This is a genomic window from Streptoalloteichus tenebrarius (assembly GCF_024171885.1).
Lineage (GTDB): Bacteria > Actinomycetota > Actinomycetes > Mycobacteriales > Pseudonocardiaceae > Streptoalloteichus > Streptoalloteichus tenebrarius.
The window spans coordinates 1-21093 of sequence record NZ_JAMTCP010000068.1 but is presented as its reverse complement, the minus strand read 5'-3'; the positions used below and the strand labels follow the sequence as shown (position 1 = coordinate 21093).

19 protein-coding genes and 1 pseudogene are annotated in these 21093 nt (G+C 73.9%); 17 read left to right on the top strand and 3 right to left on the bottom strand.

The annotated features are described in order from the left end of the window. A pseudogene (locus LX15_RS30795) lies at window positions 1–155 on the bottom strand (ABC transporter ATP-binding protein); the annotation flags it as partial. Between the two features lie 330 nt (window positions 156–485). Next, window positions 486–1124 carry an HD domain-containing protein gene (locus LX15_RS30790; protein WP_253674578.1) on the bottom strand — a complete coding sequence of 213 codons (639 nt, stop codon included), beginning with the start codon at window positions 1122–1124 and terminating at the stop codon, window positions 486–488. 94 nt (window positions 1125–1218) lie between these two features. Between LX15_RS30790 and LX15_RS30785 the strand changes: the two genes are divergently transcribed. The 4 genes from LX15_RS30785 to LX15_RS30770 all read left to right on the top strand — a co-directional run bounded on the left by LX15_RS30785 (window position 1219) and on the right by LX15_RS30770 (window position 6529). After that, entirely contained in the window at window positions 1219–2178 is a 960-nt protein-coding gene (locus LX15_RS30785) for a GlxA family transcriptional regulator (RefSeq protein ID WP_253674577.1), read from the top strand. Window positions 2179–2361: 183 nt separating this feature from the next. Continuing rightward, complete coding sequence (locus tag LX15_RS30780; RefSeq protein WP_253674575.1) at window positions 2362–3741, top strand: ammonium transporter; 1380 nt, start codon at window positions 2362–2364, stop codon at window positions 3739–3741. Beyond that, a complete protein-coding gene (locus LX15_RS30775) occupies window positions 3738–4076 on the top strand; it encodes a P-II family nitrogen regulator (RefSeq protein WP_253674573.1) in 339 nt (112 codons plus the stop codon). Before LX15_RS30780 ends, LX15_RS30775 begins: the two co-directional genes overlap by 4 nt. Beyond that, on the top strand, window positions 4073–6529 hold the full coding sequence (locus tag LX15_RS30770) for a [protein-PII] uridylyltransferase (protein WP_253674571.1): 2457 nt from the start codon (window positions 4073–4075) through the stop codon (window positions 6527–6529). Before LX15_RS30775 ends, LX15_RS30770 begins: the two co-directional genes overlap by 4 nt. Before the next feature lie 87 nt (window positions 6530–6616). Here LX15_RS30770 and LX15_RS30765 read toward each other — a convergent pair whose 3' ends face one another. Next, complete coding sequence (locus tag LX15_RS30765) at window positions 6617–7669, bottom strand: polysaccharide deacetylase family protein (RefSeq protein ID WP_253674569.1); 1053 nt, start codon at window positions 7667–7669, stop codon at window positions 6617–6619. 165 nt (window positions 7670–7834) lie between these two features. Between LX15_RS30765 and LX15_RS30760 the strand changes: the two genes are divergently transcribed. From LX15_RS30760 to lepB, 13 genes are all read left to right on the top strand, one after another. Next, window positions 7835–10216 (top strand): putative glycoside hydrolase, encoded by a 2382-nt coding sequence (locus tag LX15_RS30760; RefSeq protein WP_308213544.1) that lies wholly within the window; start codon window positions 7835–7837, stop codon window positions 10214–10216. 741 nt (window positions 10217–10957) lie between these two features. After that, window positions 10958–12184, top strand: a complete 1227-nt coding sequence (locus tag LX15_RS30755; RefSeq protein WP_253674568.1) for a glycosyltransferase 87 family protein — start codon at window positions 10958–10960, stop codon at window positions 12182–12184. Window positions 12185–12245: 61 nt separating this feature from the next. Continuing rightward, the gene (locus LX15_RS30750; RefSeq protein ID WP_253674567.1) at window positions 12246–12848 is read left to right on the top strand and encodes an AAA family ATPase; all 603 of its coding nucleotides are present in this window, start codon (window positions 12246–12248) and stop codon (window positions 12846–12848) included. 85 nt (window positions 12849–12933) lie between these two features. Beyond that, window positions 12934–14469 carry a signal recognition particle protein gene (gene ffh, locus LX15_RS30745; protein WP_253674566.1) on the top strand — a complete coding sequence of 512 codons (1536 nt, stop codon included), beginning with the start codon at window positions 12934–12936 and terminating at the stop codon, window positions 14467–14469. Between the two features lie 4 nt (window positions 14470–14473). Next, complete coding sequence (locus LX15_RS30740) at window positions 14474–15556, top strand: amidohydrolase family protein (protein ID WP_253674580.1); 1083 nt, start codon at window positions 14474–14476, stop codon at window positions 15554–15556. A 328-nt stretch (window positions 15557–15884) separates the two neighbouring features. Then, window positions 15885–16691, top strand: coding sequence for a CPBP family intramembrane glutamic endopeptidase (locus LX15_RS30735; RefSeq protein ID WP_372502825.1), 807 nt, complete (start codon window positions 15885–15887; stop codon window positions 16689–16691). Further along, on the top strand, window positions 16688–17470 hold the full coding sequence (locus LX15_RS30730) for a LamB/YcsF family protein (RefSeq protein ID WP_253674565.1): 783 nt from the start codon (window positions 16688–16690) through the stop codon (window positions 17468–17470). The genes LX15_RS30735 and LX15_RS30730 overlap by 4 nt, the downstream gene beginning before the upstream one ends. 174 nt (window positions 17471–17644) lie before the next feature. Then, entirely contained in the window at window positions 17645–18100 is a 456-nt protein-coding gene (gene rpsP / locus LX15_RS30725) for a 30S ribosomal protein S16 (protein ID WP_253674564.1), read from the top strand. Continuing rightward, window positions 18097–18336: an RNA-binding protein gene (locus LX15_RS30720; RefSeq protein ID WP_073485546.1), complete on the top strand. Its 240-nt coding sequence runs from the start codon at window positions 18097–18099 to the stop codon at window positions 18334–18336. The genes rpsP and LX15_RS30720 overlap by 4 nt, the downstream gene beginning before the upstream one ends. Window positions 18337–18363: 27 nt before the next feature. Next, window positions 18364–18882: a ribosome maturation factor RimM gene (gene rimM, locus LX15_RS30715; protein WP_253674563.1), complete on the top strand. Its 519-nt coding sequence runs from the start codon at window positions 18364–18366 to the stop codon at window positions 18880–18882. A gap of 4 nt (window positions 18883–18886) precedes the next feature. After that, complete coding sequence (gene trmD, locus LX15_RS30710; RefSeq protein ID WP_253674562.1) at window positions 18887–19669, top strand: tRNA (guanosine(37)-N1)-methyltransferase TrmD; 783 nt, start codon at window positions 18887–18889, stop codon at window positions 19667–19669. Window positions 19670–19814: 145 nt separating this feature from the next. After that, on the top strand, window positions 19815–20171 hold the full coding sequence (gene rplS, locus LX15_RS30705; protein WP_253674561.1) for a 50S ribosomal protein L19: 357 nt from the start codon (window positions 19815–19817) through the stop codon (window positions 20169–20171). A 35-nt stretch (window positions 20172–20206) separates the two neighbouring features. After that, on the top strand, window positions 20207–21093 hold an 887-nt coding region (gene lepB, locus LX15_RS30700; protein WP_253671506.1), incomplete at its 3' end, for a signal peptidase I.

Below are 21093 nucleotides of genomic sequence, written 5' to 3'. Positions count from 1 at the left end.
ACCACGTCGAGCATGTCGGCGGCGTCGCCGCGCGAGACGCCGTAGAGCGCGGCGAAGGTCTCCAACTGCTCCCGGGCGGTCAGCTTGTCGAAGAATGAGGACGCCTGGAGCTGGACCCCGATGCGGGGCAACAGCCGGGGGTTACGCGGCCAGGGCTCCGCTCGCCATTCGACGACATGCGACGCGCCGTAGCCGAATGGGGGAACGCGAACCCGCTGCTCAGGAGGAGGTCAGGGTGAACCGTGTTTTCGGTGTTCGGGGCCTCCGCCGGGTGGCCTCCGCCGGGTGGCCTCCGCCATGGCGCCCGCGTGGCAGCGGCGGCGTGGTTCTCCGCACGCCGGCCGTGATCTGCGCCGGCGCTGGTCACGCTGATCGCCACGGTCGTGGTCGTCCGAGGTCGTGCCCTTCACGTCGGCTGACGGCGACCACCCGCCCGTCTGGCGTGGGCCGTCCATCGCGATCTTCGTGCCGCGGCGGACCGCCGGTCAGTCGCCCCAGCGCACGGCGGCGATCATCTGATCCCAGGTCGGCCGGTCCCCGCTGAGTCCCCGCTCGGCCAGCAGCACGGCGGCGAAGCTCAGCGCCGGAGCCTTCCCCGGCCGCCGACACGCCTGGCGCACGACGTCGTCCGTGATCGCCCGCCCCAGGTCGAGGCGGGGGAACGCCTCGTGCGCCCGCGCCACGAGGTCCCGAGGGAGCGCGTCGGCGTCCATCCCGAGGACGTCGGCGCCGCTGCCCGCCTGCACGAGCGCGATCTCGGGGCGCTTCCTCGACGGGATCCCCGGGCTGGTGTGCAGGGCGATCGCGTCCCAGACGACCTCGACCCGCTCCTCCGGCACCCCGTGCTCCCGCACCAGGTCGGCGGCCAGGTCGGCGCCGTCGACCTCGAACCGCTGGTCGCCCTCGCCCGCCCCGGTCAGCCCGAGGTCGTGCAGCACGCAGCCGAGGAACAGCAGCTCCTCGTCGACGTCCAGTCCGCGCAGCCGGCCCAGCTCCCGTCCGAACAGGTAGCTGCGCACGCTGGGGTGGAACAGGTAGGGCGCCTCGGTCTCCTGCGCGAACCGGAACGCCGCGCGGGCGACGTCGGTCCTCGGTAGGTCGAACGTCTCGTACGGATCGCGCACTCCGTTCTCCTTCCTCCGGGGCTCCCGGAGATCCTGTGATCACGAAGCCGGCGGTGCCAGTGGCCAGAACGACGATGTTCGCTAATATCCGGCCATGTCGGTGGTGGCGGTGCTCGCCGTGGACGGCGTGCTCGGGTTCGAGCTGACCGTCCCCGTGCTCGTCTTCGGCACGGCGGCGATGGTGGCCGGTGAGGACGTCTACGAGGTCCGCGTCTGCGCCGAGCGGGGCTCCACTGTGGACACAGCAGCCGGCCACCTCTCCCTGCGCGCGCCCTGGGACCTCGACGCCGCGGCGGAGGAGGCCGACACGCTCGTCGTGCCGGCCCGCTCGGGCTTCCGCGACGACCCGCCCCCGGCGGTGCTCCACACGATCACGAGGGCCGCCGAACGAGGCGCCCGGCTCGCCTCCATCTGCACGGGCGCCTTCGACCTCGCCAGGACCGGCCTGCTGGACGGGCGGCGCGCGACGACGCACTGGAGGTACGCGTCCGAGCTGGCCCGCCGCCACCCCGCCGTCGACGTCGACCCGTCGGTGTTGTTCGTCGACGAGGGCGACGTGCTGACCTCCGCCGGCGTGGCCGCCGGGCTCGACCTGTGCCTGCACATGCTCCGCCGGGACCACGGCGCGGCGCTGGCCGCCGAGGTGGCCAGGACCATCGTGGTGCCGCCCCAGCGCGAGGGCGGCCAGGCGCAGTTCGTGCGGCACGAGGACCCCGCCGACCCCGGAGCCTCCCTCCAACCCACCCTGATGTGGCTGGAGACCCACCTGCGGGAGCCGCTGACCCTCGGGGACATCGCCCGGCACGCCGGCACGAGCGTGCGGAGCCTGAGCCGGCGCTTCCGGGAGCAGACCGGCACCACGCCGCTGCGCTGGCTGCTGCGGGCCAGGGTGCGCCGCGCGCAGCAGTTGCTGGAGACGACCGACCTCCCGGTCGACCGGGTCGCCGAGGAGGCCGGGTTCGGCGCGCCGGCCACCCTCCGCCACCACTTCACCCGGCTCGTCGGCACCTCGCCGAGGACCTACCGCCGGTCCTTCCGTCCCACCCTCCGCTGAGCGTCGCGGGCGTCCCCGCCGACCAACGCCGACCACGCCGCCGGCGGTGTGAGGTTTTGGCAACCAGCGCGTAACACCGCGGGTCAGGGAGTTCACCGGCGGGAAACGTCGCGGGTCCGCCGGCGAAACACCGCCCTCGGAAGCTTGCGTGCCAGCCGGCACGGCGAGCACGGAGGGCAGCCTATGAACACCGGAGACACCGCCTGGGTGTTGACCAGCGCCGCACTGGTGCTGCTCATGACCCCGGGCCTGGCCTTCTTCTACGGGGGCATGGTCCGCGCGAAGAGCGTGCTGAACATGCTCATGATGAGCATCGGCGGCATGGCCGTGGTCGGTGTGCTGTGGGTGCTGTTCGGCTACTCGCTCGCCTTCGGCCGCGACGTCGGCGGCGGGTTCCTCGGCAGCCCGACCGAGTTCGCCGGCCTCGCCGGGCTGCTCGGACCGGACACGCTGTCCGGGTCGGTGCCCACCACCGCGTTCGTCGCCTTCCAGGCGATGTTCGCCGTCATCACCGTGGCGCTGGTCTCCGGCGCGGTGGCCGACCGGGCCCGGTTCGGCCCCTGGCTGGCCTTCGCCGCGCTGTGGGCGGTGTTCGTGTACTTCCCGGTGGCGCACTGGGTGTTCGACTTCGACGGCAAGGACGCCTCCGGGGCCGTCGTCGACCCGGGCGGCTGGATCGCCAACCGGTTGCTGGCCGTCGACTTCGCCGGCGGGACCGCGGTGCACGTCAACGCCGGCGCGGCCGGTCTGGCGCTGGCGCTGGTGCTCGGCCGCCGCGTCGGCTGGCCGAGGGAGCCGATGAAGCCGCACAACCTGCCGCTGGTCGTGCTGGGCGCCGGCCTGCTGTGGTTCGGCTGGTTCGGGTTCAACGCCGGGTCCGCGCTGGCCGCCAACGCCACGGCGGGCGTCGCCTTCGTCAACACCTTCGTCGCCGCCTGCGCCGCGCTGTTGACCTGGCTGCTCGTCGAGCGGCTCCGGGACGGCCACGCCACCACGCTGGGCGCCGCCTCCGGGGTCGTCGCCGGCCTGGTCGCCATCACCCCGGCCTGTCACTCCGTCACCCCGGTCGGCGCGGTGGTCGTCGGCGGCGTCTCGGGCGCGCTCTGCGCGCTGGCGGTCAGCCTGAAGTACCGGTGGGGTTTCGACGACTCGCTCGACGTCGTGGGCGTGCACCTGGTCGGCGGACTCACCGGCACCTTGCTGATCGGCCTGGTCGCCTCGGACACCGCCCCGGCCAAGGTCAACGGACTGTTCTCCGGGGGCGGCCTCGACCAGCTCTGGCGGCAGGCGGTCGGCGCGCTGGCGGTGCTGGCCTACTCGTTCGCGCTCAGCCTGGTGCTGGCGCTGCTGGTCAGGGCGGTCCTCGGGTTCCGGGTGAGCCGCGAGGCCGAGATCGGCGGCATCGACGAGGCCGAGCACGCGGAGACCGCGTACGACTTCGGGGGCATCCGCTCCGCCGGGCGCTCCGTCACCGCGCCGGGTCACGGCAGGACGGCCCCACCGACCACGACCAGCGCGGCCGCGGGTGGCCCGGGCGCGGCCCTGGAGAGGAGCAAGGCATGAGGCTCGTCACCGCCATCGTCAAGCCGTTCGTCCTCGACGACGTGCGGACCGAGCTGGAACTGCTCGGCGTGCTCGGCATGACCGTCAGCGAGGTCCAGGGCTACGGCAGGCAGAAGGGCCACACCGAGGTCTACCGCGGCGCCGAGTACGAGGTCGACTTCGTGCCCAAGATCCGGATCGAGGTGGTGGTCGACGACGACACGGCCGACAAGGTCGTGGACGCGATCGTGCGGAGCGCCCGTACCGGCAAGATCGGCGACGGGAAGGTGTGGGTGACGCCGGTCGAGACCCTGGTGCGCGTCCGCACCGGTGAACGCGGCAGCGACGCGCTGTGACCCCGCACCGGGAACGGCCACCGGAACCCGGCGTCCGGCACGGCGCCGAGGACCTGGCGCTGGCGCGGGCCGCCCTGCTCGCACCCGCCCCGCGCCAGCGCCGGCTGGACGCGGCCAGCCTGCGGACCGCGCTGACCGACCTCCACGACTTCTGGCTGGCCGGGCACGCGGCCGCCGCCGGGGTGGTCGGCGCGGGCGTCGCGCTGGTGACCGTGGGCGCGCTGGCGCGGCGCGAGCTGGCGCCCCACTCCGACCTCGACCTGGTCCTGGTGCACGCGGGGCGACGCGACGTCGCCGAGGTCGCCGACCGGCTCTGGTACCCGCTGTGGGACGCCGGGATCGGGCTGGACCACTCCGTTCGCACCGTCGACGAGGCGCTGCGCGTCGCGGGCAGGGACCCGAGGGTCGCCATGGCGCTGGTGGAGGCCCGTTACCTGGCCGGTGACCGGGTGGTGGGCGAGACCCTGGTCCAGGCGGCCCGGAGGGTTTGGCGCTCCGGCGTCCGGGACCGGGTGGGGGAGCTGACCGAGGCCGCCACCCAGCGGTGGGCGCGCTGCGGGGAGGTGGCCCACCGGGTCGAGCCCGACCTGAAGAACGGTCGGGGCGGCCTGCGCGACCTCACCCTGCTCGACGCCCTCGCCGCCGCCCAGCTCGTCGACCGGCCGGGCGAGGAGGTCCTCAGGGCCAGGGAGCTCCTGCTGGACGTGCGCACCGAGCTGCACCGCGCGTCCGGCAGGGCCAGGGACGTCCTCCGGGCCCAGGACGGCGACGAGGTGGCGGCGGCGCTGGGCATGACCGACCGGTTCGACCTGGCCAGGGCGCTGTCGTCGGCGGGGAGGACCGTCGCGTACGCCGTGGACGTGGCGTTGCGCGCGGCGCACTCCTGGGTGCCCCGCCGCCGCCTCGGCGCGCTGGGACGGGCCGTGTGGACCCGCGGCGTCCGGGGCGGCGCGCCACCCCGGCGGCCACTCGACGACGGCGTGGTGTTGCACGGGTTCGTCGGCGAGCCGCGCCCCGGCCGCCCGGCGCCGTTCCCCACCGCCGAGGTGGCCCTGGCCAGGGAGGCCCTGCCGGGGCGGGACGCGGCCCTGCTGCTGCGGGTCGCCGCGGCGGCGGCGAGGGTCCGCGCCCCGATCGCCGCCGGCACCCTCGCCCGGCTCGCCGACACCGCGCCGGAGCTGCGCCGCCCCTGGCCCCGCGAGGCCAGGCAGGAACTGCTCGCCCTGCTGGGCTCCGGTCCGGGCCTGGTCGACGTGGTGGAGGCGTTGGACCGCACCGGCCTCTGGGGCCGGCTGTTCCCCGAGTGGGGAGCGGTGCGGGACCTGCCGCCGAGGGACGCGGCCCACACCTGGACCGTCGACCGCCACCTCGTGCGGACCGTGGTGGAGGCCGCCCGGCTGGCCACCACCGTGTCCCGGCCCGACCTGTTGCTGCTGGCCGCCCTGCTGCACGACGTCGGCAAGGGCAGGGACGGGGACCACTCCACCGTCGGCGCGGCGCTGGCCAGGCAGGTCGGGGACCGGATCGGGCTGTGGCCGTCCGACGTGGACGTGCTCGTCGCCGCCGTCCAGCACCACCTCCTGCTGCCGCACACCGCCACCCGCCGCGACGTCACCGATCCCGCGACCGTCCGCCGCGTGGTCGACACCCTCGGCGGGGACCCGGTGCTGCTGGAGCTGCTCCACGCGCTGGCCGAGGCCGACGCGCTGGCCACCGGCCCCGGGGTGTGGTCCACGTGGAAGGCCGCCCTGGTCGCCGACCTCGTCGGGCACTGCCGCGCGGCGATGACCGAGGGCGCGCTGCCCCGGCCGGAGCCGTTGGACGCCGAGCGACGCGCGTTGGCCGAGGCCGTCGCCGAGGGCCGCCGACCCGACGTGCTGCTCAGCGCGGACGGCGGCCTCGCGACCGTCACCGTCGTGGCCCCGGACCGCCCGGGGCTGCTGTCGAGGGCAGCCGGCGTGCTCGCCCTCAACTCGCTCCAGGTGCACGCCGCCGAACTCCGCGGCCACGCCGACGTCGCGGTGGACGTCTTCACCGTCTCGCCCCGCTTCGGCTCCCTGCCCGAGGTCTCGTTGCTGCGGGAGCAGCTCAACCGGGCGTTGGAGGGGACGTTGCCGCTGGCCGAGCGACTGGCCGCGAAGGAACGGGACTACGGCGGACCGCCCGAGGACCCGCCGCCGCCCCGCCTGCGGTGGTTCGACGACGAGGCCAGCGGCGCGGTCGTGCTCGAACTCCGCGCGGCGGACCGGATCGGGCTGCTGCACCACGTGGCGGCGGCGCTGGAGACCTGCGGCGTCGACGTGCGGTGGGCGCGGGCCTCGACCTACGGCCCGACCGCGATCGACGCCTTCTGCCTCGGCCCGGCCTCGGCGGATTCGCGGTGCTCAAATCCCCGGTTCCCGGCGGCCGACCGCGCGCGGATCGAGCGGGCGGTGCTGGCCGCCCTCGGCTGAGGCCCGGTCACCCGGACCCGCACCGAGCCCAGCCCGCCCGGCCAGACCACGGTGTTCGGCGGCGCGCGATGGCGGTCAGCGGTGGGATCAGTACGGGCGCGCCCGCGACTCGTGCTCCGGGGCCAGCTTCGCCTCGGTGTTCCTCGGGAACGACACGTGGTCGGGGTCGCCGTCGGAGGTGTAGCGGGGCACCTCGCCGGAGGCGAGCTTGTCCAGCCACACCGTCGACCCGAACTGCGCCTCCTCGCCGTCCTTGCCCTGCGACCGGATGCGCGGCACCCGCGCGGGGTCGAAGTCCTTCGCGAACGGCGACGGCGCCGGGTTGGACCCGACCAGCAGCACCGCCCGGTGCTCGTACCGGGCCTCGCCCGAGGACCCGCGCACGGCGAGCTCGTGCGGCTCCGGCATCGCGCCGAACGGCAACGCCAGCGTCACCACCTCGATGCCGGGCACGGCCCGCTGGATCTCCTGCTGCACGTCCGCGATCTCCCGCTGCACCTCGTCCGCGCCGGCGCCGCCCAGGTTGGCGTGGGTCGCGGTGTGGTTGCCGACCTCGAAGCCGTGCTCGTGCAGCCACGTCAACGTGCGTTGGCCGCCAGGGTCGTTGAACGGGGCGCTGTTGACGTAGAAGCTCGCGACGGGCCGGAACTCGGGGTGGGCGCGCGCGACGTCGAGCAGGATGCCCACGGCCGTGTTCGGCGCCGGGTTCCCCTGCTCGTCCAACGCGAGCTGGCTCGCGGTGCTGTCGTCGAAGGTGAGCACGACCGGGTGCTTGCCGGCGGGCACGTCCATCCGGCCGGTGGCGTAGTCGATCGTGCGCACCGGCACGTAGTCCTCACGCGCCAACCGCTCCAACTCGGCGCGGAAGTCCTCGGGAGTGCGGTCGTAGACGCTGCTCGGCTGGTCGGTGATCTGGTGGTACATGAGCACCGGCACCATGCCGAGTTCGTTGGCGCGCACGCTGGCCGGGTCCGCCGGCGCCGCGACGCCGGTGGCCGAGACGGCGGTGCTGGCTCCGGTCGCCGGAACCTCCACGGTGACCGGCTCGCCCGTCGTCCCGCACCCGACCGCCGCCAGCAGCGCGAAGCCGGCCGACAGGGCGGTGCGGCGGGGGAGCGAGCCGCGAGGCTGATGTCCCATGCGCTCGACCGTAGGGGCCGGTCGCGGACCCCGCCGGGGCGCGGACGTCGCTGAGAAGGTGGATTGTCACCCAGCGCGCGTGCCTGATCGCTCCTAGCATCCAGGGAACCTTCAATCAACCGCCGAAGGGTCGAACCGCAGTGCGCACCGACTGGAGGTGACGCCATGAGACGACCAGTGCTCCGCGGGCTCCGCGCATTCGGTCGGCGTTCGCGGGCGGACGGGAACCATGATCCGCGACCGGAGCCGTCCACGCTCGGCGGGCCACCCGCACCCGACCCGTGGGAGGGACTGGACCAGGGGCGGCCGCCGACGCCCCCGGCGTTCGGCCGCGGCCCCGTTCCCGACCCGCTCGCGGGGGAGGAACCCGGCCCCGCGTTCCCGCGGCCGGCCCCGGTCGGGGTCGCTCCGGCGCCCGCCGCGGGCCCGTGGCCCGGTCGGGACGCCGCGCGGCCGGCGTCGGCTCCGGTGTTCGCCGCGGCCTCCGCGTCCGCGCCGGCGCCCACGCCCGTTCCCGTGCCGGGGCGGGGGCCGTGGGCCGGTCGGGGGAGCGCCGACCCGCCGACGGACCCGATCCCGGTCGTCTCGCCGGCGTCCGGCCCGCTCGTGGGGGTCGCCGGGGCCGTCGGGGCCGGGACGGACCAACCGCCCGCGCCGGCCTCCCCTCCGTCGGGAGAGGCCGCGCCGTTCGGCATGGACCCCCTCGTGGCGGAGGAGCCGGAGAGCACCCCGCCCCGCTCGGTGTTCGGCGAGGCCCCCGTCCCCCTGCCCGCGCCCGACCAGGAGTCGTGGCGGGGGAACGGCCAGGACGACGGGTCCAGCCCGCCGTCTGGAGTGTCCACATTGGACGGAAAGGGTCGGCGTCGCCTCCGCCTCGGCCTCCCGCGGCTCCTCAACCGCTCGTCCTCGGTCGAACCGCGCGCCGGCGAGGAGGGTGAGCCCCCGCGCCCCCGCGTGCTCACCGCCCACCGGCGGTCCGACCGCGACCGCTTCCTCATGCTCGTGGCGGTGGGCGTGACCATCGCGTCGTTCGCCGCGACCGGCACGGTGCTCGCCCGGTCGACGTGGTCGATGCTGACCATCACCGGGCTCGGGGACGCCGCCGTCGTCGGCAGGGACACGCTCGCCGCGAACACCGTCACCATCGGCGTGGCCCGCCCCAGCGAGCTGGACCGGGTGCAGGTCCGGCTGAACAACCAGCCGGTCGAGACCGAGCGCAGGGGCGACGTCCTGGTCGTCAAGCTCGCCGGGCTGCCCGAGGGCAGCTACGAGCTGACCGCGCGGACGCCCGGCGGCTTCGTGATCTCCGGCGAGGAGCGCCGCAGGCGGTTCGTGGTCGACACCACGCCGCCGGAGCTCACCCTGCCGGACCGGCTGGAGGTCCCCTCGCCCAGGCAGGCGCCGACGGTCAGCGGGCAGACCAGGGGCGCCACCGCCGTCACCGTGCAGGGCCAGCAGGTGCCGCTGGACGGCGACGGCCGGTTCACCGCCAGGCTGAGCGGGCCCACCGCGGCCGCCGAGGTCGTCGCGACCGACGCCGCCGGCAACACCTCCCGCCACGAGGTGCCCGTGCGGGTGGTCCACCCCGGGATGCGCGGGGTGCACGTCAGCTCGGGCGCGTGGGCGTCGGCGGACCTGCGCGACCCGGTGCTCCAGATGGCCAGGGAGAAGCGGATCGACACCGTCGAGCTGGACATCAAGGACGAGGCCGGCGACGTCGGCTACCTGTCCGAGGTGCCGCTGGCCAGGGAGATCGGCGCCACCCGCGACCACTACGACCCGAGGAAGGTCGTCGAGGAGCTACACGGGATGGGCCTGCGGGTCGTCGGCCGGATCGTCGCCTTCCGCGACCCCACGCTGGGTTCGTGGGCGTGGAAGAACGGCCGGTCCGACTGGCTCGTCCAGAACACCAGCGGGTCGCCGTGGAGCGCGCACTACGGGGAGGCGTCGTTCACGAACTACGCCAACAGGGAGGTGCGCCAGTACAACATCGACCTCGCCGTCGAGGCGGCCAAGTTCGGGTTCGACGACATCCTCTACGACTACGTGCGCCGGCCGGACGGGCCGCTGGAGGAGATGAGCGTGCCCGGCCTCAACGGGACGCCGGAGGAGAGCATCGCCAGCTTCCTCGCCGAGACCCAGCGCGAGCTGCGCCCGCACGGCGCGATCCTGGGCGCCTCGGTCTTCGGCGTGGCCGCGACCCGGCCCAAGGAGATCGCGCAGGACATCCCGGCGATGGCCCGCCACGCCGACTACATCGCGCCGATGACCTACCCCTCGCACTGGGGGCCCGGCGAGTACGGCGTGGACAACCCCAACGCCCAGCCCTACGAGATCACGCAACGGTCCCTCGCGGACTTCAACAAGCAGGTGGAGAACACCGGCGTGCGCATCATCCCCTGGTTGCAGGACTTCTCCCTCGGCCACACCTACGGCCCGGAGGAGGTGTCCGCGCAGATCCGCGCCGCCAAGGACAACAACATCGACTCGTTCCTGCTGTGGAACGCCGGATGCCAGTACCACGCCGACGCGCTGTCCCCGCGCTGACCCCGCGCCGAGCGGGCAGTTCGTCGAAAGTTGTCACTCGACTGGCGGAGAGGTGCTACTAGTTCCCCACGCCTTCGGGTCCGTCGGTCCAGGCCTCCCGGCGACGGACGCCCCCCGCCGGGCGCGTTGCCCAGCGTCGTCCCCAGGGCGGAATGAGTAGATCTACCCAGTTTCATTCGAGGGTGTTCCCGCTGATCAGGTGAAGGCGCGGCCGGCAAGCTGTGTCCCGTGACGCGGTGAGGGGACGCGAGACGGCCAGGGGGACCGCCCGGTGCTGGGGGTGGGGCGGTGCGGGCCACGCGGCGAGCCCGTCACATCACGAGCGACCGGGGCGGCCCGTACGAGGGGTCGGGCCGCCCCGGGCTCGGACCACGAACCCGGCGCGTCGCGCGTTGGCGACGATCTTCCGTCGCGCCAGGGTCGCCCGTTCTCCGCCGGTTCCGCAGGCGACGTCACAGGTGATTTCCCCCTCCCCACCGGCCGAGGCGCCGATCTCCCGAATTCCGCCGCGGATGCCACCATTCGCCGCCGCACCAACCCGTTCAGGCTCCCGCCGAAGGGGCGAACAGTGGGTCAGCGTGCGGTTTTTCTGTGTCGTGAGCGACTCGCAGGCAACGTCCGTGCCCTGATAGAAGTCACTCCCTGGTAGGGCCTGAGAGTGAGGCCTGAGTAGGCCTGAGACGGCTGCGCGGGCTCGTGCGCCCGCCACCACCAGGTGGGGACTTCGAGGGGACACGGATCGTGGGGACCGAGGTACGGAACGGGCCGTCCGCGCGCGCCCGGTGGGGGGTGTGCGTCCTGCTCGCCGGCGCCGTCGCGGCGGCGCTGACCCTCGCCCTGCGGGCGCCGCTGATCGACGCGCAGGTCTACCGGGGCGGCGTCGAGGTGTGGCTGGCCGGGCAGGACGTCTACCAGGCGAGCATCCACACCTCCGCCATCAACCTGCCGTTCACGTACCCCCCGTTCGCGTTGTTCGCCCTCGCCGTGCTCTTCGCGCCGCCGCTGGCCGTCGGCGCGACCCTGCTCACGCTGATCGGCATGGCCGCGATGTTCGGCGCCTGTCTGATGGTCGCGCGCCGGTTCGACCTCGACCCCTGGCGCGCCGCGCTGGCCGCGGCCGGCGCCACCCTCGTCGGCGCCTTCGCCGAGCCGCTGCGCGAGACCTTCGAGTTCGGGCAGATCAACCTGCTGCTCATGGGCCTGGTCGCGGTCGACTGCCTGGCCAGGAACCCGCGCTGGCCCAGGGGCGCGCTGATCGGCGTCGCTGCCGCGATCAAGCTCACCCCCGCCGGGTTCCTGCTGTACTTCGCCGCGCGCCGCCAGTGGCGCCCGGTCGTCGTCGGGGGCGCGAGCTTCCTCGTCTGCACCGGCCTGGCCTGGGCCGTGACCCCCGGCAACTCCGCCGACTTCTGGTTCCGCGCGGTCCTGGACCCCAGCCGGGTCGGCGGCCTCGCCTACGCCGGCAACCAGTCGCTGCGCGGCGCCATCGAGCGGTTCGACCTGCCGGGCTCGACCGGCAAGCTCCTGTGGGTGGCGCTGGCGGCCGCCGCCGTCGTGGTCGCGGCCCTCCTGGCGCACCGCACCCGTGACGACGAGCACGGCGAGGTCGTCGGCTGGTTCGCCGTGGCCGCCGCGGCCCTGCTGATCTCCCCGGTGTCGTGGTCCCACCACTGGGTGTACGCGGTGCCGTTCACCCTCGCGCTCGGCTACTGGGCCGCGGCCCGGCCCGTCCGACTGTGGGCGCCGATCGTGGTCGCCGCGGTCTTCCTCACCGGGCCGCACTGGTTCCTGCCCCGTGAGTCCGAACGCGAACGCCAGTGGACGCTGGCGCAGCACATCCCCGGCGACGCCTTCGTGCTCGTGGCCGTCGTCGCGTTGGCCGTGGCGCTGGTGCTGGCCTACCGGCGGCGCCCCGCCCCGGCCCCCGGCGTCGGGGTCATCCCCGAGCCGGCCCTGTCCGCACCCTGAGATTCCCTGATTCGCCCTTTCCGGGCGGAACGGACGGCCGGGGGTGGCGCGTTGACCGACCATGAGCCCAGTCGCGAGTTCCGCCCACCGCCCCGCCGCCCAGGGGCCGCCGCTCACCCTGCTCGTCGGCCGTCGTGACCTGCTCGTGGTCGCCGGCCTGCCGGGGGCGGGCAAGAGCACGCTGCTGAACCGGCTGCGCCCCGGCGGCCGGCACGACGTCCACGTCCTGGACTCCGACCAGGTGCGCGGGGCGCTCCGCGCCGCCTTCCCCGACGCCCTGCCCTACGCCTGGTACCGGCCGCTGGTCCACCTGCTCCACCGGCTGCGGATCGCCGCGTACGCCCTGGTCGGGAGCGGTCCGCTCGTCGTGCACGAACCCGCGACGCGGGCCAGCACACGGCTGGGCCTCGCCCTGCTCGGCGCGCTGACCCGCCGGCCCCGCCGGCTGCTGTGGCTCGACGTCGACCCGTGGGAGGCCATGGCCGGCCAGCGCGAGCGGGGCCGCGTCATCCCGGCCCGCTCCTTCGACCGCCACGTCCGGCGCGCCGTCCGCCTCAGGAGGGCGCTGCGCGACGGCCGCCCGCCCCTCGGCTGGAGCGTCGCGACGGTGCTCACGCGGGGCCAGGCGGCCGGTGGCCTCCACCTGGCCGTCACCTCCCGGTGAGTTCGCCAGCTACCCTCGGGAGTTGCGTGTCCGCACTCCGGCGGCACGCGCCCGGCATCGACGACGCAGTGAGGTCTGGCGGCCCGTGTTCGACACCCTCTCCGATCGGCTCACCTCGGTCCTGAAGAACCTGCGCGGCAAGGGCAGGCTCTCCGAGGCCGACATCGACGCCACCTGCCGCGAGATCCGCATCGCCCTGCTCGAGGCCGACGTCGCGCTGCCCGTGGTGCGCGGCTTCATCGCCCACGTCAAGGAGCGGGCCAAGGGCGCGGAGGTCTCGCAGGCGCTCAACCCGGCGCAGCAGGTCGTCAAGATCGTCAACGAGGAGCTGGTCGGCGTCCTCGGCGGCGAGACCCGGCGGCTCAACCTGGCCAAGACCCCGCCCACCGTGATCATGCTCGCCGGCCTCCAGGGCGCCGGCAAGACCACGCTGGCCGGCAAGCTCGCCCGCTGGCTGCGCGCCCAGGGCCACACCCCGCTGCTGGTCGCCTGCGACCTCCAGCGCCCCAACGCCGTCACCCAGCTCGAGGTGGTCGGCGAGCGCGCCGGCGTCCCGGTGTTCGCCCCGGAGCGCGGCAACGGCGTGGGCGACCCGGTCGACGTGGCCCGGCGCGGCGTCGAGCAGGCCCGGCACGCCCAGCACGACGTGGTCGTCATCGACACCGCCGGCCGGCTGGGCGTCGACGAGGAGATGATGCGCCAGGCCGCCGACATCCGGGACGCGGTCCGGCCCGACGAGACCCTGTTCGTCGTCGACGCGATGATCGGCCAGGACGCCGTCACCACGGCCGAGGCGTTCCGCGACGGCGTCGGCTTCACCGGCGTCGTCCTCACCAAGCTCGACGGCGACGCGCGCGGCGGCGCCGCGCTGAGCGTGCGCCAGGTCACCGGCCAGCCGATCCTGTTCGCCTCCAACGGCGAGAAGCTGGAGGACTTCGACGTCTTCCACCCGGACCGGATGGCCAGCCGGATCCTCGGCATGGGCGACGTGCTCACCCTCATCGAGCAGGCCGAGCAGGTCTTCGACGCCCAGCAGGCCGAGCAGACCGCCGCCAAGATCGGCTCCGGCGAGCTGACCCTGGAGGACTTCCTGGAGCAGATGCTGGCGGTCCGGCGGATGGGGCCGATCGCCAACCTGCTCGGCATGCTGCCCGGCGCCGGCCAGATGAAGGACGCCCTGGCCCAGGTCGACGAGCGGCACCTCGACCGCGTGCAGGCGATCATCCGCGGCATGACCCCCGCCGAGCGCCAGGACCCCAAGATCATCAACGCCTCGCGCCGGCAGCGCATCGCCCGCGGCTCCGGCGTCGCCGTCAGCGAGGTCAACGACCTGGTCAACCGGTTCTTCGACGCCCGCAAGATGATGGCCCAGATGGCCGGCCGCTTCGGCCTGCCCGGCGCCGGGGGCCGCAAGGCCAAGGGCAAGAAGGGGAAGAAGGGCAAGAAGGGCCGCGGGCCCACCCCGCCCAAGCTGCGCGGCGGCCTGCCCGGCCTGCCCGGCGGGATGCCCGACCTGTCCCACCTGCCCGCCGGCCTCAACGAGCTGCCGCCGGGCCTGTCCGGCCTCGACCAGCTCCCGGCCGGCTTCGACCCGTCCAAGCTGAACTTCGGCAAGAAGTGAGCCACTGATGGCGCTGCACTTCCGCGGAGTGGTCCTGCCCGACGGGCGGGAGCGGGACCTGTGGGTGGTCAACGGCCGGGTCCGCACCCGACCGGCGCCCGACGCGACGACCGTCTCCGACCGGGGCTACCTCGTGCCGGGCCTGGTCGACGCGCACTGCCACGTCGGCGTCGGGCCCTCGGGGCCGGTCGACCTCGCCGAGGCGGAGGAGCAGGCGATCGCCGACCGCGACAGCGGCGTGCTGCTGATCCGCGACTGCGGCTCGCCCCTCGACACCCGCCCGCTCCAGGAGCGGCTCGACCTGCCCCGGATCATCCGCGCGGGCCGCCACATCGCCCGCCCCCGCCGCTACATCCGCTACCTCGGCGTCGACCTGGAGGACCCGGCGCTCCTGCCCGCCGCCGTGGCCGAGCAGGCCGCCCAGGGCGACGGCTGGGTGAAGCTCGTCGGCGACTGGATCGACCGGACCCAGGGCCCCGCCGCCGACCTCGCGCCGCTGTGGCCGGACGACGTCCTGGCCGAGGCGGTGCGGGTCGCCCACGAGGCGGGGGCCAGGGTCACCGCGCACGTCTTCGGCGAGGACGCGCTGCCGGGCCTGCTCGCCGCGGGGATCGACTGCATCGAACACGGCACCGGCCTGACCGACGACACCATCGCGGAGATGGCCAGCCGCGGCACCGCCCTGGTGCCCACGCTGATCAACATCGAGAACTTCCCCTCGATCGCCGACTCCGCCGACCGGTTCCCCACCTACGCCGCGCACATGCGCGACCTGCACGCCCGGGTCCGCGACACCATCGGCAGGGCGGTGGAGGCCGGCGTCCCGGTCTACGCCGGCACCGACGCGGGCGGCGGCATCAAGCACGGCCGCATCGTCGACGAGATCCTCGCGCTGCGCGAGGTGGGCATGAGCGCCGAACAGGCGATCGGCGCCGCGTCCTGGGCGGCCCGCCGCTGGCTGGGCTGGCCCACCCTCGACGACGGCGACCCCGCCGACTTCGTCGTCTACGACACCGACCCCCGCGACGACCTGAAGGTGCTGCGCGAGCCCGCCCGGATCGTGCTGCGCGGTCGCGTCGTGCGCTGAACCGCGCGCCTCGGAGTGACGGTCCGGGTTGTCCGGGTAACCGGAAGGTGTGAAGCACGAGCGGAGCGCCGCCGAACCGGCGCGAGCGACCGACCTTCCGGCTGGTGGACGGGCGACCGGTCCCGTGCGCAGGATCAGGGGAAGGACCACGGCCGACACGCCGTCGCCGCACCCCCGTCCCCGCCCGGCGGCCCAGGGGTGGTCCCGCTCGGTTGATGATCCGATCGGGGCCGCTCACCTGCGGATAGGCTCAACCGGCTGGAGGACACCAGGGCTGCGAGGGCAGCGATGCCGGACCGGCACCGTCCCTGACCGTTCGGAGGCGCCCGTGCACGCACCGCAGACACCCGAGCCCCCGCCGCGGCCCGCCCTGCGCTCCCGGCTGCTGCGGACGTTGGCCCCGGGTGTCGAGAACCTGCCCGGCAGCGGCGACCCGCCGCGCCACCGCTGGGGGTTCGGCGCGTTCCTGCTGGTCCAGGCCGTGTTCCTGGTCACGTCGGTGTTCGTGGTCATCCCGTTCCGGCCGGCGGGCGACGAGCAGCGGCTGTCCGCGGTCGGCATCGTCGTCGCGCTGGTCGTGCCGACCGTCCTCGCCGCGGCCACCGCGGTCGTCATCACGGTCGTGCGGGGCAACGGGCCGTGGCGGGACCTCCGGCTGCGCTGGAGCTGGCCCGAGGTCCGCCTCGGCCTGGCCATCGGCGTCATCGGGCTGGTCCCCACGCTCGTCGCCGCCCGGCTGTGGGCGTGGTGGGTCGGCGAGGACAACGCCAACTCGGCCGTCGGGTCGCTGCTGTCCGACATCCGGCTCTCGCCCGCGCTGGCCGTCGTGGTGTTCCTGCACGTCTGGCTGGTCGCCCCGATCTGCGAGGAGATCATCTACCGCGGGTTGCTGTGGGGCGCGATGGAGCGGCTGAGATGGAGCCGCTGGAGCGTGTTCGTGCTGTCCACCGCGGTGTTCGCGGTCGGCCACCTCGAACCGTCCCGCACCCCGCTGCTCCTGGTGATCGCCATCCCGATCGGCCTGGCCCGGCTGCTCACCGGCGGCCTGCCCGCCGCGATCATCGCCCACCAGGTGAACAACTTCCTGGCCGCCGTGGGCGTCCTGCTCACCGTCTCCGGGGTGATGCCGGGGTGAGCGGCCCCGAGCGCGGCGAGCCCCTGCTCGACCTCAACAGCGACCTCGGCGAGGGCTTCGGCGTGTGGCGGCTCGGCGACGACGAGGCGTTGCTCGCCGTCGTCACCTCAGCCAATGTCGCCTGCGGGTTCCACGCCGGCGACCCCACCACCATGCGCCGCGTCTGCGAGGCCGCCGCGCGGCGCGGCGTCGCGGTGGGCGCCCAGGTCTCCTACCGCGACCTGGCCGGCTTCGGGCGCCGCTTCGTCGACGTCGACCCCGGGGAACTCGCCGACGAGGTGCTGTACCAGATCGGCGCGCTGGAGGCGTGCGCCCGCGCCGCCGGAGTCACGGTCAGCTACGTCAAGCCGCACGGCGCCCTCTACAACGCCGCCGTGTGGCACGAGGGACAGGCGTCCGCCGTCGTCGCCGGGGTCCGCGCGTTCGGCGACCTCCCGGTGCTCGGCCTGCCCGGCTCCCGCCTGCTCGCCGCCGCCGAGGACGCCGGGCTGCTCGCCGTCCCCGAGGCCTTCGCCGACCGCGGGTACACCCCCGAGGGGACCCTCGTGCCCCGTGGCGCGCCAGGGGCGTTGCTCACCGAGACCGCGCCCATCGTCGAGCGGGCCCTCCGCCTGGCCGAGCGCGGCGAGATCGTCGCCGTCGACGGCACGGTCCTCACCACGCCAGCCCGGTCGCTCTGCGTGCACGGCGACACACCGGGCGCGGTCGCGCACGCGGAAGCGGTGCGGGAGGCGTTGATCTCCGCGGGAGTGCTGTTGCGGCCGTTCGCCGCCGCCTGAGCCGGCCGCGTTTTCCGTGCCCCGGTTCCATCTGGCAGAATGGCTAGCTGTCTGCCTCGGCCGGTCCCTCTCGCCGCGCCGTGGACGCAAACGTCCGAGCGCTCGGACCCGTTGCCCCACACGGGCCACGGGCGCTCACCCGTGAGCACACGAGAGCTAGGAGCACTCCGCACCGTGGCCGTCAAGATCAAGCTCATGCGGCTTGGCAAGATCCGTCAGCCGTACTACCGCATCGTCGTCGCCGACGCCCGCACCCGCCGTAACGGCAAGGCCATCGAGACGATCGGCAAGTACCACCCGAAGGACGAGCCGAGCCTCATCGAGGTCGACTCGGAGCGCGCCCAGTACTGGCTGGGCGTCGGCGCGCAGCCGACCGAGCCGGTGCAGCGCCTCCTGGAGATCACCGGCGACTGGCAGAAGTTCAAGGGCCTGCCGGTGCCGGAGGGCGCGCTGAAGAAGGCCGAGCCGAAGCCCGACAAGAAGGCCCTGTTCGAGGCGGCCCTGGCCGCCGCGGGCGAGGAGCCCGTCGTCGAGGCCACCACCCCGAAGAAGAAGGGTGGCAAGAAGGCCGACAAGGCCGAGGGCGCCGAGGCCGAGGCCGCCGAGAAGGCTGAGGGCGGCGAGGCGTGACCGTCCTCGCGGACGCACTGGAGCACCTGGTCCGGGGCATCGTCGACAACCCGGACGAGGTCCGGGTCAACCTCGTCACGACCCGCCGCGGCCGCACGCTGGAGGTGCACGTGCACCCCGACGACCTCGGCAAGGTGATCGGCCGTGGTGGGCGCACCGCGACCGCGCTGCGCACCGTGATGGCCGGCATCGGCGGTCGCGGTGTGCGCGTGGACGTGGTCGACACCGACCGCTGATCCACCGCACCGATGGTTCTGGGACCCATGGACGTCGTTGTCGGCCGTGTCGCCAAGGCGCACGGCATCCGAGGTGAACTCGTCGTCGACGTGCGCACCGACTCCCCCGAGGAGCGGTTCGCGGTCGGCTCGGCCCTCGGCGCGCACCTGCGCGACGGCACGTCCCGCACGGTCACCGTGGCAGCCGCCCGGCCCCACGCCGGGCGGCTGCTGGTGCGTTTCGAGGGCGTGACGGGCAGGGACGCCGCCGAGGCGATGCGCGGCGCCCTGCTCACCGTCGACACCGCGGCGCTCCCGCCGACGGAGGACCCCGACGAGTTCTACGACCACGAGCTGGAGGGCCTGGTCGCCGAGCTGGAGGACGGGACGACGGTCGGGCGGGTCACCGAGGTCGTGCACGGCCCCGCCGGCGAGCTGCTGGTGCTCGCCGCCCCGGACGGCCGCGAGATCCTCGTGCCGTTCGTCGGCGAGATCGTGCCCGAGGTCGACGTCGCCGGAGGGCGCCTCGTGCTGACCCCGCCCCCCGGCCTGCTGGATGAGGCCTGAAGCGTTGCGCATCGACGTCGTCACGATCTTCCCCGAGTACCTGGCCCCGCTGCGCGCGGCGTTGCTGGGCAAGGCCATCGACCGCGGCCTGCTCCAGCTCGACGTGCACGACCTGCGGAACTGGACGCACGACGTGCACAAGGCGGTCGACGACAGCCCCTACGGGGGCGGCCCCGGCATGGTGATGAAGCCCCAGGTGTGGGGTGAGGCGCTGGACGAGGTGTGCGCCGGACCCACCCCGCCGCGGCTCGTGGTGCCCACTCCCGGGGGACGACCGTTCACCCAGGAGATGGCCAGGGAGTACGCGGCGGAGCCGTGGCTGGTCTTCGCCTGCGGCCGCTACGAGGGCATCGACCAGCGCGTGCTGGACCACTACGCCTCCCGCATGCCCGTGGACGAGGTGTCCATCGGCGACTACGTGCTGGTCGGCGGCGAGGTGGCCGTGCTGGTGATGGTCGAGGCCGTGGCCCGTCTGCTGCCCGGGGTGCTCGGCAACCCGGCCTCGGCCCAGGAGGACTCGTTCTCCGACGGCCTGCTGGAGGGCCCCTGCTACACCCGCCCCGAGGTCTGGCGCGACCTCGCGGTGCCCGACGTGCTGCGTTCCGGCAACCACGCGGCGATCGCGCGGTGGCGGCGCGACCGCGCGCTGGAGCGCACGTTCCACCGGCGGCCGGACCTGCTGGCCGCGCTGCCGGAGGACGCCCTGGACCGGCACGACCGCGCCATGCTCGATCGACTGCGGTCCGACCAGGGGGAACCCGCCCCCGAACAGGGGTCGATTTCCTGAAGGCGCAGGCCGTCTGGCACACTGGACCGGTTGCCGCAGCCGGCGAGGTGCCGGCGTGCGCCACAAGCCACCCCCGCCAGCCGGGCTCTCGCGCGGCTACCTGGCGGGGCACGAGTTAACGCGAACCGACGAGGACGGACTTCCGATGAACACCCTGGACGCTCTGGACGCCAAGTCGCTGCGTTCCGACATCCCCGACTTCCGCCCGGGCGACACTCTGAAGGTCCACGTCCGCGTCATCGAGGGCTCGCGCGAGCGGGTGCAGGTCTTCCAGGGCGTGGTGATCCGCCGCCACGGTGGCGGTCTCCGTGAGACCTTCACCGTGCGCAAGGTCTCCTTCGGCGTGGGCGTGGAGCGGACCTTCCCGGTGCACTCGCCGAACCTGGCCAAGATCGAGGTCGCGACGCGCGGCGACGTCCGCCGGGCCAAGCTGTACTACCTGCGCAACCTGCGCGGCAAGGCCGCCAAGATCAAGGAGCGTCGGGAGACCCCGGCCTCCTGAGGCCGTCCCCCGATCATTGACGTAGCCTGGCTCACGTGGCCGACGTAGTGCCTTCGACAGCGCCTCAGGACGACCCGGACCGTGCCGGAGGGGACCCTGGTGGGTCTCCGGATTCTGGTGGGTCCGGGTCGTCGTCTGGGGGGCGGCGGACGAAGCGGAAGGGTTCCTTCTGGCGGGAGTTCCCGTTGTTGGTGCTGACCGCGTTGGTGTTGACGTTCCTGATCCAGACGTTTCTGGCTCGGGTGTACGTGATTCCGTCGCAGTCGATGGAGACGACGTTGCACGGGTGTGGGGGGTGCACCAATGATCGGGTGTTGGTGGACAAGGTGACGTACCGGTTCTCGGATCCGGCTCCTGGTGATGTGGTGGTGTTCAAGGGGCCGGATTCGTGGGGTCGGAACGTGGAGGTGGCGGGGTCTCGGTCGTCGAATCCTGTGGTGCGGTGGTTGCAGGATGTGGGTTCGGCGTTGGGTGTGGGTCAGCCGGATGAGCGGGACTTCGTGAAGCGGGTCATCGCGGTGGGTGGCCAGACGGTGGAGTGGGATCCGGAGGCGAAGCGGGTCAGGGTTGACGGGAAGTTGTTGGATGAGCCCTATGTGCACTGGGAGGAGGGGACGGGGCCGGAGAACGTGGAGGCGTTTGGTCCGGTGACTGTTCCGCCTGGTCGGTTGTGGGTGATGGGGGACAACAGGAACTTCTCGGCGGATTCGCGGGCGCATATGGAGGATGACGCGCAGGGGACGGTCCCGGTGGAGAATGTCATCGGGAAGGCGCGGGTGATCGTGTTGCCGCCGTCGCGGTGGCAGGGGATTGATGATCATAATCCGCAGGCGTCGGTGTCGGCGTTGGGTGTTGGGGTGTGGCAGGCGGCGGTGCCGGCTGGTGTGGGTGTTGTGGGGGCGTTTCCGGTGTTGTGGGCCGG